Source organism: Kitasatospora sp. NPDC043949 (genome assembly GCF_056435365.1).
In genome coordinates, this window is record NZ_JBWKEQ010000057.1 from 6,007 (window position 1) to 30,294 (window position 24,288).

Annotated in this window: 24 protein-coding genes; 17 read left to right on the forward strand and 7 right to left on the reverse strand. The window is 73.9% G+C overall.

The features are described 5' to 3' along the window. Positions 1-142: 142 nt before the first annotated feature. Positions 143-814 (reverse strand): Tat pathway signal sequence domain protein, encoded by a 672-nt coding sequence (locus AC07AL_RS32540; RefSeq protein ID WP_363584783.1) that lies wholly within the window; start codon positions 812-814, stop codon positions 143-145. Positions 815-1,201: 387 nt separating this feature from the next. On the opposite strand from AC07AL_RS32540, the gene AC07AL_RS32545 reads away from it, so the two are divergent. The 3 genes from AC07AL_RS32545 to AC07AL_RS32555 all read left to right on the forward strand — a co-directional run bounded on the left by AC07AL_RS32545 (position 1,202) and on the right by AC07AL_RS32555 (position 3,286). Further along, positions 1,202-1,954, forward strand: a complete 753-nt coding sequence (locus AC07AL_RS32545) for a TetR/AcrR family transcriptional regulator (protein WP_363584785.1) — start codon at positions 1,202-1,204, stop codon at positions 1,952-1,954. Positions 1,955-2,096: 142 nt separating this feature from the next. Beyond that, positions 2,097-2,753 (forward strand): DUF6230 family protein, encoded by a 657-nt coding sequence (locus AC07AL_RS32550; RefSeq protein WP_363584787.1) that lies wholly within the window; start codon positions 2,097-2,099, stop codon positions 2,751-2,753. 2 nt (positions 2,754-2,755) lie between these two features. Continuing rightward, positions 2,756-3,286 carry a DUF6114 domain-containing protein gene (locus AC07AL_RS32555; protein WP_244293257.1) on the forward strand — a complete coding sequence of 177 codons (531 nt, stop codon included), beginning with the start codon at positions 2,756-2,758 and terminating at the stop codon, positions 3,284-3,286. 97 nt (positions 3,287-3,383) lie between these two features. Here AC07AL_RS32555 and AC07AL_RS32560 read toward each other — a convergent pair whose 3' ends face one another. Continuing rightward, entirely contained in the window at positions 3,384-4,478 is a 1,095-nt protein-coding gene (locus tag AC07AL_RS32560) for an NAD(P)-dependent alcohol dehydrogenase (RefSeq protein ID WP_478319176.1), read from the reverse strand. A gap of 158 nt (positions 4,479-4,636) precedes the next feature. Between AC07AL_RS32560 and AC07AL_RS32565 the strand changes: the two genes are divergently transcribed. Both AC07AL_RS32565 and AC07AL_RS32570 read left to right on the forward strand, forming a co-directional pair. Continuing rightward, positions 4,637-5,524, forward strand: a complete 888-nt coding sequence (locus AC07AL_RS32565) for a helix-turn-helix domain-containing protein (protein ID WP_363584791.1) — start codon at positions 4,637-4,639, stop codon at positions 5,522-5,524. A 178-nt stretch (positions 5,525-5,702) separates the two neighbouring features. Next, positions 5,703-6,944 (forward strand): globin domain-containing protein, encoded by a 1,242-nt coding sequence (locus tag AC07AL_RS32570; RefSeq protein ID WP_400843402.1) that lies wholly within the window; start codon positions 5,703-5,705, stop codon positions 6,942-6,944. 60 nt (positions 6,945-7,004) lie between these two features. On the opposite strand, the gene AC07AL_RS32575 is transcribed toward AC07AL_RS32570, so the two are convergent. Continuing rightward, the gene (locus AC07AL_RS32575) at positions 7,005-8,411 is read right to left on the reverse strand and encodes a selenium-binding protein SBP56-related protein (RefSeq protein WP_363584795.1); all 1,407 of its coding nucleotides are present in this window, start codon (positions 8,409-8,411) and stop codon (positions 7,005-7,007) included. A 247-nt stretch (positions 8,412-8,658) separates the two neighbouring features. Here AC07AL_RS32575 and AC07AL_RS32580 point away from each other — a divergent pair, with 247 nt between their 5' ends. The 6 genes from AC07AL_RS32580 (at position 8,659) to AC07AL_RS32605 (ending at position 14,085) form a co-directional block, all read left to right on the forward strand. Further along, positions 8,659-9,660, forward strand: a complete 1,002-nt coding sequence (locus AC07AL_RS32580; RefSeq protein ID WP_478319177.1) for an alpha/beta hydrolase — start codon at positions 8,659-8,661, stop codon at positions 9,658-9,660. Between the two features lie 83 nt (positions 9,661-9,743). Then, positions 9,744-10,538 carry a spermidine synthase gene (locus AC07AL_RS32585; RefSeq protein WP_478319201.1) on the forward strand — a complete coding sequence of 265 codons (795 nt, stop codon included), beginning with the start codon at positions 9,744-9,746 and terminating at the stop codon, positions 10,536-10,538. A 155-nt stretch (positions 10,539-10,693) separates the two neighbouring features. After that, positions 10,694-11,506 (forward strand): class I SAM-dependent methyltransferase, encoded by an 813-nt coding sequence (locus tag AC07AL_RS32590; RefSeq protein ID WP_363584799.1) that lies wholly within the window; start codon positions 10,694-10,696, stop codon positions 11,504-11,506. A gap of 202 nt (positions 11,507-11,708) precedes the next feature. Beyond that, positions 11,709-12,374 carry a DedA family protein gene (locus AC07AL_RS32595; RefSeq protein WP_363584801.1) on the forward strand — a complete coding sequence of 222 codons (666 nt, stop codon included), beginning with the start codon at positions 11,709-11,711 and terminating at the stop codon, positions 12,372-12,374. A 108-nt stretch (positions 12,375-12,482) separates the two neighbouring features. Continuing rightward, complete coding sequence (locus AC07AL_RS32600) at positions 12,483-13,151, forward strand: O-methyltransferase (protein ID WP_363629861.1); 669 nt, start codon at positions 12,483-12,485, stop codon at positions 13,149-13,151. Between the two features lie 34 nt (positions 13,152-13,185). Further along, the gene (locus AC07AL_RS32605; RefSeq protein ID WP_363629863.1) at positions 13,186-14,085 is read left to right on the forward strand and encodes a Gfo/Idh/MocA family protein; all 900 of its coding nucleotides are present in this window, start codon (positions 13,186-13,188) and stop codon (positions 14,083-14,085) included. Positions 14,086-14,101: 16 nt separating this feature from the next. On the opposite strand, the gene AC07AL_RS32610 is transcribed toward AC07AL_RS32605, so the two are convergent. Then, a complete protein-coding gene (locus tag AC07AL_RS32610) occupies positions 14,102-15,211 on the reverse strand; it encodes a hypothetical protein (RefSeq protein WP_363629865.1) in 1,110 nt (369 codons plus the stop codon). A 286-nt stretch (positions 15,212-15,497) separates the two neighbouring features. Between AC07AL_RS32610 and AC07AL_RS32615 the strand changes: the two genes are divergently transcribed. From AC07AL_RS32615 to AC07AL_RS32625, 3 genes are all read left to right on the forward strand, one after another. After that, the gene (locus AC07AL_RS32615) at positions 15,498-16,526 is read left to right on the forward strand and encodes a phosphotransferase family protein (RefSeq protein WP_478319179.1); all 1,029 of its coding nucleotides are present in this window, start codon (positions 15,498-15,500) and stop codon (positions 16,524-16,526) included. Positions 16,527-16,529: 3 nt separating this feature from the next. Continuing rightward, a complete protein-coding gene (locus AC07AL_RS32620; RefSeq protein WP_363584811.1) occupies positions 16,530-17,741 on the forward strand; it encodes an acyl-CoA dehydrogenase family protein in 1,212 nt (403 codons plus the stop codon). Positions 17,742-17,878: 137 nt separating this feature from the next. Then, positions 17,879-19,165 carry an alpha/beta hydrolase family protein gene (locus tag AC07AL_RS32625; protein WP_478319182.1) on the forward strand — a complete coding sequence of 429 codons (1,287 nt, stop codon included), beginning with the start codon at positions 17,879-17,881 and terminating at the stop codon, positions 19,163-19,165. Between the two features lie 46 nt (positions 19,166-19,211). Here AC07AL_RS32625 and AC07AL_RS32630 read toward each other — a convergent pair whose 3' ends face one another. The 3 genes from AC07AL_RS32630 to AC07AL_RS32640 form a co-directional block, all read right to left on the reverse strand. After that, positions 19,212-20,183: an NADPH:quinone oxidoreductase family protein gene (locus AC07AL_RS32630; RefSeq protein WP_478319183.1), complete on the reverse strand. Its 972-nt coding sequence runs from the start codon at positions 20,181-20,183 to the stop codon at positions 19,212-19,214. Then, positions 20,180-20,938: an SDR family oxidoreductase gene (locus AC07AL_RS32635; protein WP_363629903.1), complete on the reverse strand. Its 759-nt coding sequence runs from the start codon at positions 20,936-20,938 to the stop codon at positions 20,180-20,182. The genes AC07AL_RS32630 and AC07AL_RS32635 overlap by 4 nt, the downstream gene beginning before the upstream one ends. Before the next feature lie 95 nt (positions 20,939-21,033). Beyond that, entirely contained in the window at positions 21,034-21,792 is a 759-nt protein-coding gene (locus tag AC07AL_RS32640) for an SDR family oxidoreductase (protein WP_363625491.1), read from the reverse strand. Positions 21,793-21,999: 207 nt separating this feature from the next. On the opposite strand from AC07AL_RS32640, the gene AC07AL_RS32645 reads away from it, so the two are divergent. The 3 genes from AC07AL_RS32645 to AC07AL_RS32655 all read left to right on the forward strand — a co-directional run bounded on the left by AC07AL_RS32645 (position 22,000) and on the right by AC07AL_RS32655 (position 24,181). Continuing rightward, positions 22,000-22,629 carry a TetR/AcrR family transcriptional regulator gene (locus AC07AL_RS32645; RefSeq protein ID WP_478319185.1) on the forward strand — a complete coding sequence of 210 codons (630 nt, stop codon included), beginning with the start codon at positions 22,000-22,002 and terminating at the stop codon, positions 22,627-22,629. Between the two features lie 98 nt (positions 22,630-22,727). Beyond that, positions 22,728-23,357 (forward strand): maleylpyruvate isomerase N-terminal domain-containing protein, encoded by a 630-nt coding sequence (locus tag AC07AL_RS32650; RefSeq protein ID WP_363584821.1) that lies wholly within the window; start codon positions 22,728-22,730, stop codon positions 23,355-23,357. A 233-nt stretch (positions 23,358-23,590) separates the two neighbouring features. Next, positions 23,591-24,181 (forward strand): GNAT family N-acetyltransferase, encoded by a 591-nt coding sequence (locus tag AC07AL_RS32655; RefSeq protein WP_363584823.1) that lies wholly within the window; start codon positions 23,591-23,593, stop codon positions 24,179-24,181. Positions 24,182-24,288: the final 107 nt, after the last annotated feature.

The window sequence follows — 24,288 nt, forward strand, 5'->3', positions numbered from 1 at the left end:
CAACCACCTGGGCGGGTGGTATACCACCCCAGCCCACCGCCCCCCCCCCCCTCCCCCCGCCCCCCGCTCGTCTGTTCCCGCGGGTCGGCCGTCAGTTGACGACGTCTGACCGGACGTCAGTCGGCGAAGGCCCCTCGGGTCGTCAGTTGACGAAGATGAGCGGGCTGCCCGCCACCGAGGTGTCGGTGACCGGGCCGTAGGTGGCGCTGAAGTAGCCGGTCGAGAAGCACAGGCCCGAGCCGGAGACCAGGTTGAACGGCTGGGAGGTGAAGCCGATGGTGTTGCCGGTGTTCGAGGTGGTGCCGGAGATGCCGGTGGTGGTCTGGTAGACGCAGTTGACGCTGCCGAGGATGGTGCTGAGCACGACCGTGGTCTTCATCGCGCCGGCCGCGCCGGGGGTGAGGGCGACCGGGTTGCCGGGGCCGTCGCCGACGGTGTTGGTGAACGGCAGGTTGTTGACGGTGATGCTCTTGACGCCGGTGACGCCGAGGACGTTGGAGGAGCAGGAGCCGAAGGTCTGGGTGTTGAGCTGCTCGACCGCGCTGCCGGGGGCGGCCGGGTTGGCCGTCACGGTGGCGGAGAAGGCCGAGTTGGCACAGCTGATGCCGCTCGTTCCGCTGGCGCTGCTGTAGAAGGTGGCGGTGGTGCCCGAGACCAGACTGGCGGTGAGGACGTCGCCGACGGCGACGTCCGGGCCGCTGCTGCTGCCGGTGGTCAGCACCGCGGAGCCGTCGGCCTGGGCGGGTGCGACGGCGGCGCAGGTGAAGGCGAGGGCGGCGAGGGCCGCGGTACCGAGCGTGCGGCGAAAGCGCATGAGGGTGACCTCTCTCCGTGCGGAGACGGGTGGGGGTGGCCCGCGGTGCGGGTGTGGTGGCGTGCACGGCGGGGGAGGTGCGTGGGCATGGCGTGCCGGGGGCTTCGCGGGGCCGTGGTGCGGTGGGCCCGGCGCCACGGGCCCGCTCGTACGGCACAGCGGTGTGAAGGTGCGGACGTGCGCTGCGAGTGCAGGAGTGCACGTCGGCGGCTGCCACCGCCGCGGGCCTGCGTCCGCTCGTGGTCCCGTGGCCCGGGCTGCTCGCCCGGGGCCGCCGGAGCCCCTGGAGGTCGTCCGGTGGTGACAGGGTCGCCCACCGGTTGGAAACCTGTCAGTGTTGTAAACCCGATGTTGCGTCAATGTCAATACAGGTAACAGGAGTTGGTGATGGAACGGAAACACCTCCGAAGTGCCGACGTGATCCTGCTGCCGGGCGCGCGGGCCGGTCGTGACCCAGCCCGGTCCATCAAGCGCGGCCCGAGCCGGCTGCCCCCGGGCGTGGTGGCCGCGACCCAGCGCGAGCGGCTGCTCGACGGGCTGGTCCAGACGGTGGCCGCGCGCGGCTACCAGCACGCCACGGTCAGCGACATCTGCCGCGCGGCCGGGGTGACCAGGCCGGTCTTCTACGAGCTGTTCAGCGGCAAGGAGGACGCCTTCCTGGCCGCGCACCGGCACGGCACCGGGGTGGTTCTCCGACGGATGGCGGCGGCCTTCGCGGCGGAGTCCGACTGGTGCGCCGGGATCCGGCAGGCGCTCGGCGCGATGCTCCATCTGCTGGCGGGGACACCGGCTTTCGCGACCATGGCGGTGATCGAGATCGAGGCGGTCGGACCGGCCGGCCGCCGCGAGCGGGACCAACTCCTCACCCGGTTCCGGGCGTTCTTCGCCGAGGTGCCCCAACCGCTGGGCGGTGTGCGGGTTGTGGAGCTGGTGGATGCCGTGGTGGGCGGGGTCTACAGCGCGCTCTACCGGCGGATCGACTCCGGTCGGACGGTTCAACTTCCGGAACTCCTGCCGGTGTTGAGCATGTTCTGTCTCGCGCCCTTCCTCGGCCCGGCGCAGGCGGCCGTCCGGCTCGGGTTGCCGATCGGTGAAGATCCTTCGTGCACCCGTATTGACCCGGCCACTACCGGGCAGTAGCTTCCCAGTTACTCAAAGCGCGGCCTGACCGTGCCCGCCCCGCTGCCGAGGGGCGGGCGGCCCGGTCGGGCCGTGGAACGCTGTCCGCGCCAGGGCACCGTGCCAGTGCCTGCACATCCCACCCACCCAACAGGGAGCACACATGGCCATGTCCGAGGACGCCGCCGCCGCGGCCGAGACCCCGGAGACGCCGACCGGCACCAGGAGAGGGCGGGTACGGCTCAAGCGCAGCGCCTGGATGGCCGTTCCGGCCGTCGCGGCGGGCGCCGTCCTGATGGCCCTCACCGCCCAGGGCGTACTCGCCGCCCAGTTCTCCATCAGCGGCATGCCGTTCACGATCACCGCGGACAAGCTCGACGGCAAGGGCTTCGCCCAGTTCGGCAGCCTGGACTCGATGATCCCCGACAGCCCCAACCAGGGCTCCACCGGCGGTCAGGTGCTGGTCGCGGTCTCGGCGATCAAGAAGGCCGAGATCACCAACCTGTGCCAGAGCGTGGACCTCGGTGGCGTCAACCTGGTGATCCACGCCGGCGACGCCGGCACCCCCGTCTCCGCCACCGACCTCACCACCGACTCCGACATGCTGTCCGGTGACGCGGAGTTCACCAACATCGAGATCGGCGGCGACGCCAGCACCTACACCAAGGCCGGCAACGCGGGCAAGGGCAACCCGGGCGTCTTCGGGCAGCAGGCCGACACCGTCGTGCTGACGCACCTCAAGCAGCACAACTACGCGAGCACCGCCGTCGGGTTCAAACTGCCCAACCTGCGGCTGAGCTTCAGCTCCCAGGGCTGCTGACCATGACGGAGTCCGTACCGGAGCCGGCCGGTTCCGGCGAGGGCGTCGCGGAGGGGGCCGTGGGGACGGCTCCCGCCCCCGCTCCCGCCACCACCCGACCGGTCAAACGCGACTGGCGGGGCCAGCGGCCGTTCTGGGGCGGGCTGCTGGTGCTGTTCGGCGGCGCCGAGATCCTGTTCACCCTGCGTGCCCCGCTGCCCGTCGTCCTGCACATCGGGATGCAGGGGCTGGCGGGCTACCTGGTGCCGGCGGTGATGGTGCTGTGCGGCCTGCTGATCCTGTTCAACCCGGCCCAGCGGCTGTTCTACTCCGTCCTCGCCGTGCTCGCCGCGCTGGCGAGCTGGCTCACCTCCAACCTGGGCGGCTTCGTGATCGGGATGCTGCTCGGACTGGTGGGCGCCTGCCTCACCTTCGGCTGGCTGCCCGATCAGCCGCTGCGCCGGGGGCGGCAGCGGCGGGAGGACCGGCGCCAGGAACGCCGGTCGTCCCGAGCGGGCACGGCCGGGGCCGGGGCCGACCCGGCCGGGGTCTAGCCCGAGGCGCCCCGACGGCGCCCGCCCCCTGGTGATGGGAGAGCACCAGGGGGCGGGGCGTCGGGGCACGGGGGAGTGCGGGGTCGGGCCGTGACGGTCAGATCGTCGCGGCGTCGATCACGAAGCGGAACCGGACGTCGCCGGCCAGCACCCGCTGGTAGGCCTCGTTGACCTGCTCGGCGCGGATCAGCTCGATCTCCGCAGTGATGCCGTGCTCGCCGCAGAAGTCCAGCATCTCCTGGGTGGCCGGCAGCCCGCCGATCATCGAACCGGCCAGCGAACGGCGGCCGGAGAGCAGCGCGTGCGCGTTCACCGTGACCGGCTTCTCCGGCGCGCCGACCTGCACCATGGTGCCGTCGGTGCGCAGCAGGCCGAGGTAGGCGCTCAGGTCGAGGTCGGCGGAGACCGTGTTGACGATCAGGTCGAAGGTGCCCGCGAGCTCGGTGAAGGTGGCCGGGTCGGAGGTGGCCCGGTAGTGGTCGGCGCCGAGCTTCAGCCCGTCCTCGCGCTTGCGCAGCGACTGGCTGAGCACGGTGACCTCCGCGCCCATGGCGTGGGCGAGCTTCACGCCCATGTGGCCGAGCCCGCCGAGGCCCACGATCGCGACCTTCCTGCCCGGCCGGGCGCCCCAGTGCGCGAGCGGCGAGTACAGCGTGATGCCGGCGCACAGCAGCGGCGCGGCGGCGTCCAGCGGCAGGTTGTCGGGGATGCGCAGCGCGTACGCCTCGTCGACGACCAGCTTCGAGGAGTAGCCGCCGTAGGTCGGCAGGCCGTCGTGGCCGACGCTGTTGTAGGTGAAGACGGTGCCGCCCTGGCCGGTGCAGTACTGCTGGAGGCCGGCCCGGCAGTTGTCGCACTCCCGGCAGGAGTCGACGATGCAGCCGACTCCGACCCGGTCGCCGGCCTGCCAGCGGGTGACGCCCGGGCCGACCTCGGTGACCACGCCCGCGATCTCGTGGCCCGGGACCATCGGGAAGATGCCGGTGCCCCAGTCCTCGCCGACCTGGTGGATGTCGGAGTGGCAGATGCCGCAGAACTTGATGTCGATCACGATGTCGTGCTCGCCCACCGCCCTGCGGGTGACGGTGGTCTTCTCCAGCGGGGAGTCGGGCCGCGCCGCGGCGTAGGCGGCGACCGTGCGGGTGGTGCCCTCGGTGGTGCTCGTCGTCGTTGCGTTCGTCGAGTTCGTCATGCTTCCAGCCTGCGTCGGTGCGGCGCGACCAGCCAGACCAGAGCCTTTCGTACGTACGCCACGCCTAGGGACCCCGGACGTACGACCACGGAACGTACGCACGGCGGTATCACCCTTCCCCCCGCCCCCGCCGCCCGGATCCCCCGCATACTGCAGACATGGACCAGCGCACCGAACTCAGCGAGTTCCTCCGATCCCGCCGCGCCCGGCTGCGGCCCGAGGACGTGGGCCTGCCGGACAGCACCACCCGGCGGCGGGTGCCCGGCCTGCGCCGCGAGGAGCTGGCCCTGCTCGCCGGAGTCAGCACCGCCTACTACACCCGGCTCGAACAGGGCCACGGCGAGAGCGTCTCCGCCGCCGTCCTGGACGCCATCGCCCGCGTGCTGCGGCTCAGCCCCGCCGAGCGCGAGCACCTCGGCCGGCTCACCAGGCCCGCCCGCCGTCGCCCCGGCCGGGCCGCCGCCCGCCCGCAGCGGGTCCGGCCCGCGCTCCAGCAGCTCCTAGACGCGATGGACTGCGTGCCCGCGTACGTCCTCGGCAGGCGCCTGGACATCATCGGCTGGAACCGGCTCGGCACCGCCCTGCTCGGCGACTTCGCCGCGATGCCGCCCGAGCAGCGCAACATGGCCTGGCAGCTCTTCCTCGAACCGGCCTCCCGCGAGCTCTACGAGGACTGGGACGGCAAGGCCACCGACGTCGTCGGCATGCTGCGGCTGGACGCCGGACGGGATCCGGACGACCCCAGGCTCGCCTCGCTGATCGGCGAACTCTCCCTCAAGAGCGCCGACTTCCGCCGCCTCTGGGCCACCCACAGCATCCAGGACAAGGGCCACGGCACCAAGCGGCTGCACCACCCGGTGGTCGGCCGGCTCAACCTCCAGTACGAGACGCTGCGCCCGGCCGGGGACGTCGACCAGGTGCTCGTCACCTACCACGCCGAGCCCGGCTCCAGCTCCGCCGAATCCCTGCGCCTGCTGGCCAGTTGGGCGGCCACCGAGTTCCACCCCGAGCCCGCCGAGGCGACCCCGGCCGATCCCGCCCGGTAGCGACGCGGGGCCTCCCTGCCCGGCCTTCCCGTCGGGCCTCCCCGTCGGGCCCTCCCGCGAGGCCTCCCCGCCGGGCCCTCCCGCCGGGTCTTCCCGTCAAGGGGTCGATGGTCCCGGGTCCGATCGGGGCCATCGGCCCTTCTCGCCGGTAACCGGGCGGCGATTGACTGGACGGGTCATGGACACCACCACCAGCGGAAACACCACCAGCGGCACCACCGCCGAGTACGACCGGCTGATCGCCCGCCACCACGCGATGCGGCTACGCCGCCAACTCCTCACCCCGACCTCGCCGTTCGGTCCAGATCCGGCCGGCGTCGGCGTCGGCGCGTACGGCGGCGCCGCCGACCAACGGCTGATCCGGCGCGACCTCGGCCTGCTCGAACCGCTCTCCGAACTGATCGATCACCTCTACGCGGTGATGTTCCGCCGCCGCCCCTACCTGCGTCCGCTCTTCCCCGCCTCGATGGAGTTCCAGCAGGCCCACCTGGAGCGGATCCTCCGCCACCTGGTGGACCACCTCCACCACCCGGCCGAACTGGCCTCGACCCTGCGCCAACTCGGGCGCGACCACCGCAAACTGGGCGTCCGGCCGGTCCACTACGAGGCCTTCGAGGAGGCCCTGTGCGCGGCGATCCGGCACCGGGCGGCCGCCCGGTGGACCGAGGAGATGGAAGCGGCCTGGGTCCGGATGCTGCGCTTCGCCGTCGCGGCGATGACGGCCGGCGCCGACTCCGCGCTCACCGAACCCCCGTACTGGCACGCCGTGGTGACCGGCCACGAGCGCCGCCGCCCCGACCTCGCCGTCCTGCGCGTGCGCACCGGCGAGCCCTACCCGTACCGGGCCGGACAGTACGGCACGGTCGAGCACCCGACGCTCCCGCACACCTGGCGGCAGTACTCGATGGGCTGCGCGCCGCGCACCGACAACGAGTTGGAGTTCCACGTCCGGCGCACCGGGCCGGACGGGGTCAGCGCGGCCCTCGTCGAACGCACCGCCGTCGGCGACCGGCTGCGCCTCGGCCCGCCGCGCGGCGGGCTGCTGCCCGAGGACGACACCCGCGACCTGCTGCTGGTCGCCGGCGGCACCGGCCTGGCCCCGATGAAGGCCATCGTCGAGCAGCAGGCCGCCCGGCGCCCGCGCGGCCGCCGCGTCCACCTGTTCGTCGGTGCCCGGGACCGCGGCGACCTCTACGACTGGTCCGCGCTCTCCGAACTCGGCCTGCACAAGCCCTGGCTGGCGCTCACCCCGGTCACCGCAGGCCGGCTCGCCGACGCCGTCGCGGGCACCGGGGACTGGCGCGAGCACCTCGCCTGCGTCAGCGGCCCGGCCGGCATGGTCGCCTCCGTCCGCTCCGAACTGCTCGCCGCCGGGCTGCCCCTGGCCCAGGTCCGCTACGACCAGGCGCTCGCCCGCTAGCCGTACGGCCTACCGGTAGTGGTACGTCCTACCGGTAGGCCGTACGGGCCGCTGGACGTCCTACCGGTAGCAGTAGGAGTCCGAGGAGGCGTCGCCGCCCGCGAGGTGGGTCTGGTGCACCCGTAGACCCCGGAAGTCGGCGCCGTGCGGGAAGAAGCGCTCGTCGACGCTCAACCCGCCCGCCTCGGTGTCGGCGTCCAGCTTGACGATCCACGGCTCGATGCCGTCCGGGTAGAACTGGTCGTCCCAGGCGCCGTAGAGGGAGTTGGTGAGGTAGAGCCGGCGCCCGTCCCGGCTGATCTCGACCATCTGCGGGGCGCCGCTCAGTGGGCGTCCCGGCGCGGCCGGGTGCGGGGTGCGGGCGACGACCCCGCCCAGCCGCACCGAGTCGGCGAGTCTGGGGTGGAACGGATCCGACACGTCGTACTGGAACAGTTCGCCGGTGCCCCACGCGGACACGTACAGCCAGCGGTCGTCCACCGACAGGTTGATGTCCGTGATCAGTGGCGGCACCGCGCCGAACGGTTGCAGCGCGGGCGGCAGGTCCTCCGTCTTGGCGGGTTCGGCGGGGATCTCGATCACCTTGCGCGCGGTGAACGCCGGGCCCTCCCGGTACCAGAGCCAGACCGAGGCGGACAGGTCCTCGACGTTGGTCACCACCCCGGCGAAGCCCCACTCCGCCTGCGGATCGTGCGCCGGGCGCAGCTCCAGCACCATCTGGTACTGGTCGCCGAGGTCGACCCGTTGCAGGTGCCGCCCCGAGTCCAGCTCCCAGAAGTGCAGCGCGTGCCCGTACTTGCGGCCCAGCAGCAGCTCCGGGACGACCCCGCCCTCCACCATCCAGGGCGTGCCCCACTCGCTGGTCACCCCCACGTTCGTCCCCAGGTGCCACCAGACGTCGTACGCGAAGTGCTGCGGCCCGCGCTCCGTCTCCCAGGCGCGCAGCACCTCGAAGGTGGTGTGGTCCAGCAGCGCCACCCCGCCGGGCCCGTCGTTCCCGTCCCCGCTGCCCAGGCAGGACAGGAACACCCCGTCCGGCCCGCAGTGCAGGGTGTGCGGGCGCGAGTAGCCGGCCTTGGCGGCGAGTTCCGCCGCCTCGACGGTCTTGACGAGGCGCGGCCGGACGGGGTCGGGCCGGGTGTCCATCACGTGCAGCCGCGAGGAGCGCAGGCCCGGGAGGAGGAGGTAGCGCCGCTCGGGGTTCTCGTGGCAGGCGTGCGCCAGTGCGCTGGAGCAGGCGTTCCAGCCGAAGTGGTGCAACTCGTCGCCCAGTGTCGGAAGTTCGGCGAAGTTGAGGACCTTCCCGTAGCTCGCCGAGGCCGGATCGGTGTCCACGGTGAGCAGTGCGTCCGGCCGCTCCCCGGCCCGGTCGAACCCGGCGACGTACGCCAGCGTCTCCGGTGGCGCGGCGATCGCCTCGGCGGCCGAACGGTACAGCGACGGATCGGTGTGGCCGGCCTGCGGCATGTGTTCTCCTCAACTCGCCTGCGTGACAACCGGAGTTGGATCTGTCCGGGTAGCGTTCCACATGACCACCGGCGCACAGCAGGCGCACGGGGAGCGATCAGGAGGCGCGGACGGCCGGGTCACACCGGTGCCCGACAGACCGGTGCCCGACAGGCAGCCCCGGGCTACCGGCCGGTATTGTCGGGGTCCTGGATCAAGAACACCTGCGACGGACGGCAGGTCGAGGATGAGGACGGGTGCGGCGCAGATGGAGTTTCGGGAAGACATCCTGGGTGCCCCCTACGAGACGGCCGAGCTGACGCTGCGGCCGGACACCGAGGGGGAGGTCTGCGCGACGCTGGTGCGCCGTCTGGTGCCGGGGGCGGAGCGGGCCGTGCTGTACATCCACGGGTACAACGACTACTTCTTCCAGACCAACCTCGCCGACCACTTCGCCGCGCTCGGGTTCTCCTTCTACGCCCTGGACCTGCGCAAGTACGGCCGCTCCCTGCGCCCGCACCAGTCGCCGAACTTCGTGCGCGACCTCGCCGAGTACGACGAGGAGATCGACGAGGCGGTGCGGATCATCCGCGAGGTGGACGGGCACCGGAGGCTGCTGCTGAACGGGCACTCCACCGGCGGGCTGATCGGCGCGCTGTGGGCGGGGCGGCGCTCGGGGCGCGGCCTGGTGGAGGGGCTGTTCCTGAACAGCCCGTTCCTGTCGATGCCGGCCGCGCCCGCCGTGCGGACCGTCGGCGGCCCGGCCGTCACCGCGATCGGCCGACTGGCGCCCACCCGCGTGCTGCCGTCGACGCTCAACCCGCACTACACGCACAGCCTGCACAAGGACCACCGGGGTGAGTGGGACTTCGACCTCGCCCTCAAGCCCGCCGAGGGCTTCCCGCTGTACGCGGGCTGGCTGGCCGCCATCCACCAGGGCCACCGGCAGCTGCGGCACGGGCTCGGGATCGACGTGCCGGTGCTGCTGATGGCGTCGACCAAGTCGATCGCGACCACCAAGTGGCACAACGCCCTGCACCACGCGGACGCCGTGCTGCGCGCCGACGACATCGCCGGCCAGGGCCCGCGACTGGGCCGGCACGTCACCATCGTCCGGATCGAGGGCGGCATGCACGACCTGGTGCTCTCGGGCGAGGCCGCCCGCACCCAGGCCTTCGCCGAACTGGACCGCTGGCTCGCCGCCTACCTCGACGTCCGACTGGCGGACGTCCGGCCGGTGGACGCCCAGGCCGTGGGGGAGAGCGCGTGACGGACGAGCCGGTGACGGACGAGCCGGTGACAGACGAGCCGGTGCCGGTCGGGCGCCACACCGACCTCGGCTTCGCCAAGCTCATGCCGGACCTCGACCGGGACGGCGGCTGGCTGCTCACCCTGGACGGCACCCCGCAGTCCTACGTCGACCTCGCCGACCCGACCCACCTGGAGTTCGAGTACACCCGGCGGCTCGGCCACCTCGCCGACGCCCTCGCCCCCGCCGGGCAGCCGCTGGACGTGCTGCACCTCGGCGGCGGCGCGCTCACCCTGCCCCGCTACCTCGCCGCCACCCGCCCCGGCTCGCGCCAGCGGGTGGTCGAGGTGGACGGGCCGCTGCTCGACCTGGTCGCCGAGCACCTGCCCTGGCAGGGGCCCGGCGCGGACATCACCGCGACCGTCGGCGACGCCCGCGCCGCCCTCGCCGAGACCCCGCCCGGCAGCCGGGACCTGGTCATCGCGGACGTCTTCCACGGCTCGCGCACCCCCGCCCACCTCACCTCGGTGGAGTTCCTGCGGCTGGCCGCCGCCGCCCTGCGCCCCGGCGGCTGCTACGCCGCCAACCTGGCCGACGGCCCGCCGCTGGCCTTCGCCCGGGCCCAGGCCGCGACGGTCGGCGCGGTGTTCCCGTACACCTGCCTGGTCGCCGAGGCCCCGGTGCTGCGCGGCCGCCGGTACGGCAACATCCTGCTCGCCGGTTCGACGGCGCCGCTCCCGGTCGCCGAGCTCACCCGGCTGCTGGCCGGCGACATCTTCCCGGCCCGCCTCACCGACGGCGCCGACCTGGCCGCCCTGGTCGGCCGCACCGCCCCGGTCACGGACGCCGACGCCACCGACTCCCCGCCCCCGCCGGACGGCGCGTTCAGCATCGGCTGAGCGGCGCGGCGGCCCGAGCGTCCCCGCGTCCGGGGTGTCAGAATCGGCGGGTTCGGGCCGGAGCGTGGAGCACGTCGGAGCGTGGAGCACGCCGAGCGCGGAACACGTCCGGCGCGGAGCAGGTCCAGCGCGGAGCACATCCGAAGGAGTGAGCGATGAACGGCGGGGAGCGGCCGGAGTTGGCGGAGGTGCCGGAGACGGCGTTGTGGACGCTGTGGCACCGCGCGGTGGAGGCGCGTCGGCCGGACACGGTGCTGGAGGACCCGAAGGCGGTCGAGCTGGTCGATCGGATCGACTTCCCGTTCGCGGAGCGCTTCGGGGAGGGCGCGCTGGTCAGCCAGTTGCAGGCGCTGCGGGCGGCCTGCTTCGACCGTGAGGTGGCGGACTTCCTGACCCGCTGCCCGCGCGGCACCGTGGTCGGTCTCGGGGACGGCCTGGAGACCCAGGCGTGGCGGGTCGACAACGGCCGGGCGGACTGGCTGTCGGTGGACCTGCCGGAGACGGCCGCGCTGCGGGAGCGGCTGCTGCCGCCGGACGAGCGGCGCCGGATCCTCGCCTGCCCGGTCACCGACCCGGGCTGGATGGACGAGGTGGATCCGGCCCACGGGGTGATGATCTGCGCCGAGGGCCTGCTGATGTACCTGCGGCCGGAGGAGGTGCGGGCACTGATCGCGGCCTGCGCCGAGCGGTTCCCCGGCGGGTCGATGGTGCTGGACGCGGTGCCGCGCTGGTTCAGCGCCCGGACCGTCCAGGGCAAGCTGCGGACCCGGCACTACCAGGCCCCGCCGATGCCGTTCGGCATGGACGCGGACGAGCGCGGCAAGCTGGCCACCGCGCACCCGGCGGTGACCGACGTGCGCGAGGTGTACCCGGAGGGCGGGCGGGGCCTGCTCCGCGCCCTGCTGCCGCTCGTGCGCCGGGTGAACGCGCGGCCGTCCGTGGTCGCACTTCGCTTTGCCGGATCTTGAAGAACGGCTGGTCACGCGGGAACCATGGGGCACCACCGCACGTCGTAACCACGGGTGATCGGCCGGGGGGACAGGCCGCCCGGCACGTTAGGCTGCCCTTATGGGGAAGCGGCCGCGTTGCCGCCATCGGACAACTGCCGGAACCGGCGTGCGGCACCGCTGAGGGCCGCGCCGGCTCCGACCTGCCACGGAGGTACTGGCCTTGCACATCGACGCCTGGATCGAGAGCGTCCCACCGACCGCGGTGTACGCCCTGGTCGGCCTGATCATCGGGCTGGAGTCGCTGGGCATCCCACTGCCCGGCGAGATCGCGCTGGTCACGGCCACCCTGATGGCGGTCAAGGGTGTGGTGAGCCCGGAGTGGATCGCGGTGGTCGCGATCCTCGGGGCGATCATCGGCGACTCGATCGGCTACTCGATCGGCCGCAAGGGCGGCAAGCCGCTGTTCGAGAAGCTCGGACGGAAGTTCCCCAAGCACTTCGGGCCGTCCCACCTGGCGACCGCCGAGCGCTCCTTCCAGAAGTGGGGGATGTGGGCGGTCTTCTTCGGCCGCTTCATCGCCCTGCTGCGCATCTTCGCCGGGCCGCTCGCCGGCGCGCTGAAGATGCCGTACTGGAAGTTCCTGATCGCCAACGTGCTGGGCGGCATCGTCTGGGCCGGCGGCACGACACTGCTGGTCTACAAGGTCGGCAAGAGCATCGAGCCCTGGCTGTCCCGGTTCTCCTGGGCGGGCCTGGCCGCGGCGGTGCTGATCGGCGGCGCCTCGGCCTGGTTCATGAAGCGCCGGGCCGCCAAGACCCACGCCAAGATCGAGGCGGAGGAGGCGGCCGCCGCGGCGACCGCCGCCAAGGCGCCCGTCGCGGAGTGAGCGGAGTAAGCGGAGTGACGAGGCGTCTGCACTGAGCACGGCGGGGCTGTCGGGCCCCCGGAGTAGCATCGGCGGGTACCTGCCGATCATGCACAACTGGAGGGCCCGATGACCCAGTCGACGTGGGATGCCGTGGACGCGTACTTCTCCGAGCAGCTGGTGGGGCACGACCCGGCGCTGGACGCCGCGGCCGCCGCCGCCGACGCGGCCGGGCTGCCGAAGATCGCCGTCGCCCCCAACCAGGGCAAGCTGCTGCACCTGCTGGCGCTGACCCAGGGCGCGCGGCGGATCCTGGAGGTCGGCACGCTCGGCGGGTACAGCGCGATCTGGCTCGCCCGGGCGCTGCCCGCGGACGGCACCCTGATCACCCTGGAGATCGACCCGAAGCACGCCGAGGTCGCCCGGGGAAACATCGCGCGCGCAGGGCTGGAGAAGGTCGCCGAGGTGCGGCTCGGCCGGGCCGCCGACTCGCTGGCCGCGCTGGTGGAGCAGGGCGTGGAGCCCTTCGACCTGGTCTTCATCGACGCGGACAAGCCCAGCAACCCCGAGTACTTCCGGCGGGCGCTCCAGCTGACCAGGCCGGGCTCGCTGATCATCGTCGACAACGTGGTGCGCGGCGGCGCCGTCGCCGACGCGGACAGCACCGACCCGGCGGTGGTCGGCACCCGGGCCCTGCACGACCTGATCGCCGCCGAGCCGAGGGTCACCGCCACGTCGGTGCAGACGGTCGGCAGCAAGGGCTACGACGGCTTCACGCTGGCCCGCGTACAGGGCTGAACCTTTTCAAGTACCACGGAGGAACGGAGACATCGTGCGGATCGGACTGTTGGGCGCCGGCCCCTGGGCGGAGCGGGTGCACGCACCCGTCCTCGCCGAGCACCCCGGGCTGGAGTTCACCGGCGTCTGGGCCCGCCGGCCCGAGGCGGCCACGGCCCTCGGCGGGGCGTACGGCGTCCCCGGGTACGCGGACCTCGACCAGTTGCTCGCCGAGGTGGACGCGGTCTCGATCGCGCTGCCGCCGACCGTGCAGGCGGGCCTCGCGGTTCGGGCCGCCGAGGCGGGCTGCCACCTGCTGCTGGACAAGCCGATCGCGCTGACCGTGCCGGACGCGCAGGCCGTGGCCGAGGCCGTCCGGGCTCACGGGGTCGCCTCCGTGGTCTTCTTCACCGTCCGCTTCGGCGGGGAGCAGATCCCGTGGATCGAGCAGCAGGCGGCGCTGGGCGGCTGGTTCACCGGCCGCTCGGACTGGCTCGGCTCGGTGTTCGCCCCCGGCAGCACCAGCCCGTACGCGGCCTCGCCGTGGCGCGAGGAGAAGGGCGCGCTGTGGGACGTCGGCCCGCACGCGCTGTCGGTGCTGCTGCCGGTGCTCGGCGACGCGACGCAGGTCACGGCGGTGGCCGGCCCGTTGGACACCGTCCACCTGGTGCTGCGGCACGCCGACGGCGCCTCCAGCACCCTGGCGCTGAGCCTGACCGCGCCGGTCGGCGCCGGTGGCGCCGGCCTGGAACTGCGCGGCGAGCACGGCATCGCCCACCTGCCCGAGCGCGGCGAGGGCCCGGCCGCCGCCCTGCACCGCGCCCTGGACGCCCTCCAGGCCTCGGCCGCCACCGGCCAACCGCACCCCTGCGACGCGGAGTTCGGCCTGCGCGTGGTCGAAATCCTGGCCGGCGCCGACCACTCCCTGGCCACGGGCGCACCGGTCGCGGTCTGACGCCCGTCGACGGAGGTCAGACCGGCGGCAGGGTGGGGTTGGTCGGGCCCGGGCGGCGGTCGGTGGGGCGGGCCGGAGGGATGACGGGGGCGTGGAAGTCGCGCGGCCCGGTCCACAGGGCGGGGACGGCGTCGCCTCGGCGGGCGAGTTCGTAGGCCAGCGCCTCGTAGTTGACGCGCCAGCCGTGGAAGTGCTGCCAGGCCTCGTCGACCGGGCGCTCGCGGGGGAAACCGGCGGACGTGATCATGGCGACGGCGCCGATGTACTCGGTGTAGGTCAGGCGGATCGGGACGTCCGGGTCCGGGTCCGGGTCGAAGTCGATCCGCACGGAGCGGCCGATGTCGCGCAGCGCGGTGAAGCCCGCGCGCAGCACCAGGCGGGCCTCGGGCGGGGCCGAGCGCGGGCAGAGCGACAGGTGGAGGGCGGCCGCGTCCAGCACCGCGATCAGGCCGACCACCCAGCTGCGGTTCGGCTGCGGGGAGCGGAACGACAGCAGCACCGGGTAGTTGGAGTGGCTCTCGCCGATGTCGGCGGCCAGCCGCTCCCAGTCCCGGTAGAGCTGGGGGAGCGCGGTCTCGGTGTCGACGAGGGACTGCCGGGCCAGCAGCTCCGGGCCCCAGGCGGGCTCGCCGGCCCGGGACTGGAGCAGGGTCACCTCGGTCTCCCGCCGCTGGTAGGCGGCGTAGAGGGTGGGCAGGTAGGCGATCTGGAGGGCGATCACCAGCGGCCCGCTGGCGGCGGCCATGAAGTCGATCGCCGAGAGTTGCAGGCGCTCGCCGCTGGCGTAACCGAGGGTGAAGAGGCTGGACCCGGCCTCCCGGATGGCCACCGACCAGCTGAGCTCGGACGTGCCGTGCAGCAGCAGGGTGTAGGCGAGCAGCATGCCGCTGAGCCACACCCCGAGCATGCCGAGCAGGATCAGCGGTGCCAGCCAGGTCAGGGCCCGGTCCTGCGCGTAGTAGCCGCGGAACGGAGTCGCGTAGAGCCGGAGCACGGTCCGCAGCACCCGCCAGAGGCGCTGCACCAGCGCCGAGTACAGCCCGCGCGGGACGACCAGCGTGCGCAGGATGCTGCCGACGATGAGCAGGAGCAGCAGGGCGCCGGCCAGGGTGTGGATCATCCTCATGGCGCCATTGTGGCGGTCCGGCGGAGCAGTTGCGGCGCGGGGCGCTGGGTTATGGGGTGGCGGAGGCCAGGTGCCGCTGGAATGCCTCGGCGGCGATGGTGCAGAAGCGCCTGATCCGGTTCGAGGAGCCGGGCGCGCGGATGTGTTCGTGGCGCTCGTGGTCCCAGAGGCCCCAGGGCGCTTTCCAGGGCTCGTGGCGTGCGGGGCGGCATTGACAGCGAGTGGCGTCCGGCTGAATGCTAAGCAAGCGCTTAGTCAATGACGCCCCGCCCCGAGGAGCCGCCCGATGCCCGAGACCCCCGCCGAGCCGCCCGGGCTGGACCTCGCCCGCCTCCGCGCCCACCTGGACCGCGAGCTGCCCGGGCTTGTCCAGGGCCCGCTGCGGGCCGACCTCATCGAGGGGGGCCGCTCCAACCTCACCTACGTCCTCACCGACGGCACCGACCGCTGGGTGCTGCGCCGCCCGCCGCTCGGACACGTCCTGGCCACCGCGCACGACATGGGCCGCGAGTACCGCGTCATGACCGCGCTGCGCGACACCGACGTGCCCGTCCCGCGCACCCTGCTGCTCGATCCCGGCACGGAGGTGCTCGGCGCCCCCTGGTACCTGATGGAGTTCGTCCCCGGCCTCGCGCACCGGGCCCGTGCCCCGTTCGCCGCCCTCGGCGAGCAGCGGGTCCACGCCCTCGGCCGACGGCTGGTCGACACCCTCGCCGCCCTGCACCGGATCGACCCGGCCGACGTCGGCCTCGTGGACTTCGGCCGCCCCGACGGCTACCTGGAGCGCCAACTGAGGCGCTGGTCCACCCAGTTGGCGAACTCCCGCAGCCGCGAACTGCCCGACGTGGAGCGGTTGCACGCCCTGCTCGCCGAGCGGCGGCCGATCTCCCCGGCGCCCGCCCTGGTGCACGGCGACTACCGGCTGGACAACGTGCTGGTCGGCGACGGTGACGCGATCACCGCCGTGCTGGACTGGGAGATGTCCACCCTCGGCGACCCGCTCACCGATGTCGGCCTGCTGGTGATGTACACCGAGGTCGCCGGCGTCGGCGGCGGCATCATCCCCTCCGCCGCGACCGCCCCCGGCTTCCCAAAGCCGGACGAACTGGTCGCGTACTACGCAGAGTTGACCGGCCGCCAGGCCGCCGACCTGGACTGGTACGTCGCCTTCGCCTCCTTCAAGCTCGCCGTCGTCGCCGAGGGCATCCACTACCGCTACCAGCAGGGCCGCACCCTCGGCGCGGGCTTCGAGCGGGCCGGCGAGATGGCCCCGATCCTCGCCCGGTACGGCCTGAGCACCCTCAAGGAGCACTGACCGATGGACTTCGCCTACGACGCCCGCACCGACGAACTCCGCGAGCAGCTGCTGGCCTTCATGGACCAGCACGTGCACCCGGCGGAGGCGGCCCTCGCGCAGCAGCTCGCCGACCCGGCCCGCGAGGCCTGGAGCATCCCGCCCGTGGTCGCCGAACTCCAGGCCGAGGCGCGCAAACAGGGCCTGTGGAACCTCTTCCTCCCCGGGGAGGGCGGCGCCGGCCTGACCAACCTCCAGTACGCGCCGCTCGCCGAAATCACCGGCCGCAGCCCGCACTTGGCTCCGCCCGCGCTCAACTGCGCGGCCCCCGACACCGGCAACATGGAACTGCTCGCCCAGTTCGGCACCGCCGAGCAGCGCGAGCGCTGGCTTCGCCCGCTGCTGGACGCCGAGATCCGCTCCGCCTTCGCGATGACCGAGCCCGAGGTCGCCTCCTCGGACGCCACCAACATCGCCACCCGGATCGAGCGCGACGGCGACGAGTACGTCGTCAACGGCCGCAAGTGGTACATCACCGGGGCGATGAACCCGCAGTGCCGGATCCTCATCGTGATGGGCAAGACCGACCCGGCCGCCGAACCGCACCGCCGGCAGAGCATGGTGCTCGTCCCGCGCGACACCCCCGGCGTCACCGTCAGGCGCGGCATGACGGTCTTCGGCTACGACGACGCGGACCACGGCGGCCACGCCGAGGTGTTGTTCGAGGACGTCCGCGTCCCGGTCGGGAACCTGATCGGGGAGGAGGGTGCGGGCTTCGCCATCGCCCAGGCCCGGCTCGGACCCGGCCGGATCCACCACTGCATGCGCGCGATCGGCATCGCCGAGCGCGCCCTGGAGTTGATGTGCCGCCGGGTGAACGGGCGGGTCGCCTTCGGCCGGCCGCTCGCCGAGCAGGGCGTGGTGCAGGACTGGATCGCCGAATCCCGGGTCAGGATCGAGCAGTTGAGGTTGCTCGTACTCAAGACCGCCTGGCTGATGGACACCGTCGGCAACCGGGGCGCGCACACCGAGATCCAGGCGATCAAGATCGCCACCCCGCGCACCGTCGAGTGGATCCTCGACAAGGCCGTCCAGGCGCACGGCGCCGCGGGCGTCAGCCAGGACACCCCGCTCGCGCAGCTCTGGGCCGGCAACCGCACCCTGCGGCTGGCCGACGGCCCGGACGAGGTGCACAAGCGCTCGCTGGCCCGGCGGGAGCTGCGGCGGCACCCGTAGGGGTGTCATACCGGAGTACTCAGGGGCGGGTTGGCTCCTGGGTATGACGGCCGCGGCCCGCCCCCGCCCGTACTGTCCTGATCAGCAGGCCGGCAGATCAGCAGGCCGGCAGGTCGACGGGGACGAGGAGAGACATCATGGGCGGGCGGGGACGGGCCGCGGCGGCGGTACTGCTGGCGGCGACGGCGGTGCTCGGAGTGGTCGGCGCCCCCGGGGCGGTGGCGGCAGCACCGGCGCCCGGGGCGGACGGCGGCGAGCGGCAGGCCCGGGCCTGGCTGCCGGAGCCCACCGGGCCGTACCCGATCGGCACCACCGCGCTGCACCTGACCGACACCGGGCGGGAGGACCCCTGGAAGCCCGGGCAGCGCCGCGAGCTGATGATCAGCCTCTGGTACCCGACCGCCCGCCCGGCCACCGGCGCCGACCGCGCCCGGTACATGGCGCCCGCCGCCGGCGAACACTTCGGCACCGAGGGCAGCATCGGCCAGGCGAACTACGGCGCCACGCCCGGCCGCACCGACTGGGCGGGCATCCGCACCCACGCCCGGACCGACGCCCCCGCCCTGCCCGGCGGCCCGCGTCCGGTGGTGCTGTACTCGGCCGGCCTCGGCGACCCGCGCACCTGGGGCACCGGGCTGGTCGAGGACCTGGCCTCGCGCGGCTACGTCGTGGTCACGCTGGACCACACCTACGAGGCCTCCGAAGTCGCCTTCCCCGACGGGGAGCTGGCCACCTCCGTGTTCCCCGCGCTGGTCGGACAGCCCGGCCTGGACATCGGCGCGGTGCTGCGCGAGTCGATGCGGACCAGGGTCGACGACACCCGCTTCGTACTGGACGAACTCGGCGGCCTGCGCCTGGACCCACGGCTGCCGGCCGGTCTCGCCGCCTCGCTGGACCTCGACCGGATCGGCATGGTCGGCCACTCGGCGGGCGGCTTCACCGCCCTCCAGACCATGCACGACGACCCGCGCATCGCGGCCGGCGTCAACCTGGACGGCCAACTGCACTTCCCCGGCCCCGACGGTCACACCGGGGTGTACCTGCCCAGCGTCGCCCAGGACGGCCTGGACCGCCCGTTCCTGCTGATGGGCACCCGCAACGAGGACTCCGGGGACCACCACCGGCAGCCCGGCTGGGACGCCCTCTGGCAGCACAGCACCGGCTGGCACGCCGACGTCACGCTGAACGGCTCCCGGCACGGCTCCTACACCGACGCGCAGTCCCTGCTGCCCCAGCTCGCCCGGCAGGGCGCGATCACCCCGGAGCGGCTGAGCGCCGACGTCGGCGACATCCGCCCCGACCGGGCGGTGCTCGCCACCCGCTCCTACGTCGCGTCCTTCCTCGACCGCTGGCTGCGCGGACACGACGACCACCTGCTGGACGGGCCCTCGGCGCGCTTCCCGGAGATGGAGTACGCGCGGTAGGGCAACATCCGCCGACCACCGCACCGCGCTCCCGTCGAGCCTGCCGTCAGTCCCCGAGGACGGCGATCCGGCCGGTGCTGCGCCCGTCGGCGACGAGCTGGACGGCGTCGGCGGCCCCGGTGAGCGGCACCCGGGCGCTCACCAGGGGGCGGACCACCCCTTGGGCGGCGAGCCGGGTCAGTTCGTCGTGGGCGGCGCGGACGGCCTGCGGGTCGTGGGTGTTGTAGAGGCCCCAGTGCAGGCCGAGGATGGCGTAGTTCTTCACCAGCGCGTGGTTGAGCGCCGGTGCCGGGATCCGGCCGGCGGCGAAGCCGACCACCACGATCCGGCCCTCGAAGGCGACGCACTTGGCGGAGCCGGTGTAGGCGTCCCCGCCGACCGGGTCGAAGACCACGTCCGCGCCGCGCCCGCCGGTGAACTCCTTGACGGCGGCGACGAAGTCCCCGGCCGTCCGGTCCACCACCAGGTCGGCGCCGAGCGCCCGGGCCGCCTGCGCCTTGGCGGGGCCGCCGACCACGGCGACCACCCGGGCCCCGGCGGCCCGGCCCAGCTGGACCGCCGCGCTGCCCACGCCGCCCGCCGCCGCGTGCACCAGCAGCGTCTCGCCGGCCGCCAGCCGGGCCCGGCGGTGCAGGGCGAACCACGCGGTCTGGTAGCCGATGTGCAGCGCGGCCGCCTCGGCGTCGTCCAGCGCCCCGGGCGCGGGGAAGGCGGAGGCCGCGTCCAGCAGCGCGTACTCGGCGAAGGCGCCGTGCGGCAGCACCGGGTTGCCGATCAGCCGCTCGCCCCGCCGCGCGCCGTCCGCCACCTCGCCGCACAGCTCCACGCCGGGCGTGAACGGCAGCGGCGGGCGGACCTGGTACTGGCCGCGCACCATCAGCGCGTCCGGGAAGTTGACCGCCGCGGCCCGCACCCGGACCAGCAGCTGCCCCGGCCCGGCCACCGGCCGCGGCACATCCTCGGCCAGCCGCATCACCTCGCCCGGCTCGCCGAGCCGCTCCACCTGCCAGGCCCTCACAGCGCCTCGCTCCTCTCCAGCCCCTGCTGGAGCCGGTTCATCCCGTTGATCCAGCGGTCCGGTTCGGTGGCCCGGACCCGGTAGTACTCGGCGACCTCGGGGTGCGGCAGGATCAGGAAGCGGCCCTCGCGCAGCCCGGCCAGCGCCGCGTCGGCGACGTCCTCCGGGTCCAGCGCGGTGGGCGCGAGCAGTGCCTCGCCGACCGCACCGGTCGAGGCGAGCATGTCGGTGCGCACGCCCTGCGGGCAGAGCGCGTGCACCCGGACGCCGCGGTGGCGGTACGTCGCGGAGAGCCATTCGGCGAAGGCGAGCGCGCCGTGCTTCGTGACCGCGTACGGGGCCGATCCCAACATGGTGAGCAGCCCGGCGGCGGAGACCGTGGCGAGGAAGCGACCGCCGCCGCGCTCCAGCCAGCGGGGGAGCAGCAGGTCGGCGGCCCGGACGTGGGCGAGGACGTTGACCTCCCAGGCGCTCGCCCAGGCCGCGGCGGGCGCGTCGGCCCCGCCGACCGGGGCGACGCCCGCGTTGGCGCACCACACGTCGATCTCGCCGAGCGCGGCCCGGGCCTGCCCGACCAGGGCGGCCAGCCCCTCGGGGGAGGCGGCGTCCCCGGGGGCGGCGGTGCCGCCGCAGTCCCCGGCGACGGCGCGGGCGGCGCCGGCGTCCAGGTCGTTGACCACCACCCGGGCGCCGGCCGCGGCGAAGGCCCGGGCCAGGGCGGCGCCGATGCCGCGCCCGCCGCCGGTCACGACCACGCCCTGGCCGGCGAAGTCCGTCGCCGGAGCGTCCGTGTCCGCTGTGTCCGTTGCCGGGGCCTCCTGGCCCTCTGCCTCCGCGTCCGCCGCGCCGCTCACAGGCCGCCGCCGAGGGTGACGCCGCCGTCGACGACCAGGGTCTGGCCGGTGATCCAGGCGGCGTCCGCGGAGAGCAGGAAGGCGACCGCGCCCGCGACGTCCTCGGGCACGCCGAGCCGGCCGAGCGGGTAGGCGGCGGCGACCTGCTCCTCCCGGCCCTCGTACAGGGCCTCGGCGAACCTGGTCTTGACCACGGCGGGGGCGACGGCGTTGACCCGGATGCCCTGGCCGCCCAGCTCGGCGGCGAGTTCGGTGGTGAGCCGGATCAGTGCGGCCTTGCTGACCCCGTACATGCCGATCCCGAGCGAGGAGCGGATGCCCGCGACGGAGGCCACGTTGACCACCGAGCCGCCGTGCTCGCCCATCCAGGCGGCGTGCGCGCGGCGGGTCCAGGCCAGCGGGGCCAGCACGTTGACGGCGAGGATCTTGGCGGCGGCGGCCTCGTCGGTGTCGAGGACCGGGCCGTAGAGAGGGTTGATGCCGGTGTTGTTGACCAGGTGGTCGAGCCGGCCGAAGGCCTCCAGGGTGCGGGCGACGGCCTCCTCCTGGTGGACCGGGTCGTCGGTCTTCCCGGCGACGGCGATGGCGTTCTCCGGCCCGCCCAGGTCGTGGACGGCCTCGGCGAGCGGCTCGGGGTTGCGGGCGGTCAGGCAGACCTTGGCGCCGCGGGCGACCAGCTCGCGTGCGATGCCGAGGCCGATGCCCCGGCTCGATCCGGTGACGACGGCCACCCGGCCCTTGAAGGAGTGCGCCACGGAGGGTCCTGCCTTTCGCACGGAACGTTCGACGGGGGTGCCGGGTGGACGGAGACGCCGGTTCGGCGGGGGTGCCTGGTCGGCGGGTGTGCCGGCCCATCGGCTGACTAAGCGCTTGCTCAGCATGGTGTCGGTGCGGGAGCCTGTCAACAGTCCGTCGACCGGGCGGCGGGAATGTGTGTACGAGTTCTCTGGGAGGATGGCGCCATGACCAGCACGCCCATCGCCGACCTCTGGCGCACCCTGCCCGGCGGCGCCGACTCCCGCCCCGAGGCGGCGTACCGGCTGCTCCAGGCGGCCGTCGAATCCTTCGCGGAGCGCGGTTTCCACGCCACCACCACCCGGGACATCGCCACCGCCGCCGGGATGAGCCCGGCGGCGCTGTACATCCACTACCAGTCCAAGGCCGCGCTGCTGGCGGAGATCAGCCAGGCCGGGCACGCGGCCACGCTGGAGCTGGTCCGGGCGGCGGCGTCCGGCGAGGGCGGCCCGGTGGACCGGATGCGCCGGCTGGTCGAGCAGTTCACCGCCTGGCACGCCCGGGCCCGTACGGTCGGCCGGGTGGTCAACTACGAACTGCACGCGCTGCCCGAGGACGCCTACGCGGTGGTCGCGGCGCTGCGGCTGGACATCGAGCGCGAGGTCAGCGCGCTGATCGAGGCGGGCGTGAGGGCCGGTGTCTTCCAGGTGTCCGAGGTTCGGACGGCGGCCCGCGCGGTCACCTCGCTGGGCATCGACGTCTCCCGCTGGTTCACCGACCGCTCCACCGAGACGCCGGATGAACTCGGTGGTCGCTACGGCGAGTTGGTGCTGCGGATGCTCGGCGCCCGGATCTGATCCGCCGGGCCGACCGGCCAGTCCTCGACTTTCCGGACGTCCTCGGCCGGCGGCCGGTAGGATGACAACTCAGTTGCCATGTGTTCCGAGGAGGACCGATGACGCGTCAGACCGACGATGTTCCCGCCCTGCTGACCGAGGCCTGGGCCTCCTGGGCGGAACGCGGCGCGGCCCTGGACGAGGCGTCGTGGGGGCTCGCCACCCGGTTGCCCGGCTGGACCGTCCGGGATCTGTACGCGCACGTGGCGCCGGTGCCGGAGATGTTCGCCGGGCTGCGCGGGGCCCTGGTGGACGGCCCAGCCGAGGTGACCGCCGGGGTCGGCATCCTGCGGGCCTACAACCGGCCGGGCGGGATCGCGCACACCGCCGCCGAGCAGGTCGCCGAGACGGCGAAGCAGACCGCCGCGGCGGCCGAACCGGCCGAGCTGGTCGCCCGGTTCGGGGCCGAGGGCCCGGCGGCCCTGGCCGGCATCGCCGACCTGGCGCCCACCGCCGCGGTGGCCCACCCGCTGCTCGGCTCGGTGACGGTCGGCGCGCTCGGCGAGGTGGCGCTGATGGAGGCGACCGTCCACCTGCTCGACCTGATCGCGGCGATCGGCGGCCCGCCGCCGTCCGACGGCGCCCTGCACTTCACCCGCGCCCTGCTCGCTGAGGTCGCCGACCCGGTGGCCTTCATCGAGGCGGCGGCCGGTCGAGGCACCACGGCGGTCCTGCCCGTCATCCGCTGACGCCGGGGCGCGGCGCGTAGGCCGCGACGGCGGAGCTGTGCCCGGGGTGGACGGCGGCCGGGCCCGCGCCCCGCCGGCCGGGCCTGTGGGGGCCGTCGCCGCAGGTCCCGGGTCTCGGGGCCGGTTCGCGGGCTGTGGCACGATGCCCGCAGGCCGGTCACCAGGGACGGCCCGCGCCACGCCGCAGGCACGAGCGGCGGGCGGTTCCACCGCACGCAGAATGAGGACCCGCCATGTCCGAGACCATCCCCAGCCACGCCCGGCCCACCGGGCAGCCCGCCTTCCGCCCCGCCACCCTCGCCGACGTACCGGCGCTGGTCGAGCTGGTCGAGTCCGCCTACCGCGGCGACGCCAGCCGGGCCGGCTGGACCACCGAGGCGGACCTGCTGGAGGGCCAGCGCACCGACGCCGAGGGCGTCGCCGAGGTCATCGGCCGCTCCGACGGGGTGCTGCTGGTCGCCGAGCGGGACGGCCAGTTGGTCGCCTGCTGCCAGCTGGAGCACCGCGGGGACCGTGCGTACTTCGGCATGTTCTCGGTGCGCCCCGGGCTCCAGGGCGGCGGCCTCGGCCGGGCCGTGCTCGCCGAGGCCGAGCGGCTGGCCGGCGAGGAGTGGGGCGTGGGCGAGCTGGAGATGACCGTGATCGAGCAGCGCGCCGACCTGATCGCGTGGTACGAGCGGCGCGGCTTCCGCCGGACCGGGGTCTTCACCCCGTTCCCGTACGGCGACGAGCGTTTCGGTGTCCCGCTGCGCCCTGATCTGCGGTTCGAGAAGCTGACGAAGGAGCTGACGAAGGCGCTGAACGGGTCGCTGGAGGAGGCCTGACCGACGGGGTGCGGGCCGGCGGTGCTCGGGGTCGAATCCATGATCGCTTGACGGTTCGTCGGTACGTGATGCCATGTCAAGTCACTGACCAGGGGCGATGCGGAGAT

What these genes read in the sequence shown, in the direction of transcription:
- AC07AL_RS32600 (WP_363629861.1), top strand. Translation starts at nt 12,483, where the DNA reads ATGACCCAGTCGACGTGGGATGCCGTGGACGCGTACTTCTCCGAGCAG.
- AC07AL_RS32550 (WP_363584787.1), top strand. Translation starts at nt 2,097, where the DNA reads ATGGCCATGTCCGAGGACGCCGCCGCCGCGGCCGAGACCCCGGAGACG.
- AC07AL_RS32555 (WP_244293257.1), top strand. Translation starts at nt 2,756, where the DNA reads ATGACGGAGTCCGTACCGGAGCCGGCCGGTTCCGGCGAGGGCGTCGCG.
- AC07AL_RS32565 (WP_363584791.1), top strand. Translation starts at nt 4,637, where the DNA reads ATGGACCAGCGCACCGAACTCAGCGAGTTCCTCCGATCCCGCCGCGCC.
- AC07AL_RS32570 (WP_400843402.1), top strand. Translation starts at nt 5,703, where the DNA reads ATGGACACCACCACCAGCGGAAACACCACCAGCGGCACCACCGCCGAG.
- AC07AL_RS32560 (WP_478319176.1), bottom strand. Translation starts at nt 4,478, where the DNA reads ATGACGAACTCGACGAACGCAACGACGACGAGCACCACCGAGGGCACC.
- AC07AL_RS32545 (WP_363584785.1), top strand. Translation starts at nt 1,202, where the DNA reads ATGGAACGGAAACACCTCCGAAGTGCCGACGTGATCCTGCTGCCGGGC.
- AC07AL_RS32580 (WP_478319177.1), top strand. Translation starts at nt 8,659, where the DNA reads ATGGAGTTTCGGGAAGACATCCTGGGTGCCCCCTACGAGACGGCCGAG.
- AC07AL_RS32610 (WP_363629865.1), bottom strand. Translation starts at nt 15,211, where the DNA reads ATGAGGATGATCCACACCCTGGCCGGCGCCCTGCTGCTCCTGCTCATC.
- AC07AL_RS32590 (WP_363584799.1), top strand. Translation starts at nt 10,694, where the DNA reads ATGAACGGCGGGGAGCGGCCGGAGTTGGCGGAGGTGCCGGAGACGGCG.
- AC07AL_RS32655 (WP_363584823.1), top strand. Translation starts at nt 23,591, where the DNA reads ATGTCCGAGACCATCCCCAGCCACGCCCGGCCCACCGGGCAGCCCGCC.
- AC07AL_RS32620 (WP_363584811.1), top strand. Translation starts at nt 16,530, where the DNA reads ATGGACTTCGCCTACGACGCCCGCACCGACGAACTCCGCGAGCAGCTG.
- AC07AL_RS32540 (WP_363584783.1), bottom strand. Translation starts at nt 814, where the DNA reads ATGCGCTTTCGCCGCACGCTCGGTACCGCGGCCCTCGCCGCCCTCGCC.
- AC07AL_RS32650 (WP_363584821.1), top strand. Translation starts at nt 22,728, where the DNA reads ATGACGCGTCAGACCGACGATGTTCCCGCCCTGCTGACCGAGGCCTGG.
- AC07AL_RS32575 (WP_363584795.1), bottom strand. Translation starts at nt 8,411, where the DNA reads ATGCCGCAGGCCGGCCACACCGATCCGTCGCTGTACCGTTCGGCCGCC.
- AC07AL_RS32585 (WP_478319201.1), top strand. Translation starts at nt 9,744, where the DNA reads ATGCCGGACCTCGACCGGGACGGCGGCTGGCTGCTCACCCTGGACGGC.
- AC07AL_RS32615 (WP_478319179.1), top strand. Translation starts at nt 15,498, where the DNA reads ATGCCCGAGACCCCCGCCGAGCCGCCCGGGCTGGACCTCGCCCGCCTC.
- AC07AL_RS32645 (WP_478319185.1), top strand. Translation starts at nt 22,000, where the DNA reads ATGACCAGCACGCCCATCGCCGACCTCTGGCGCACCCTGCCCGGCGGC.
- AC07AL_RS32625 (WP_478319182.1), top strand. Translation starts at nt 17,879, where the DNA reads ATGGGCGGGCGGGGACGGGCCGCGGCGGCGGTACTGCTGGCGGCGACG.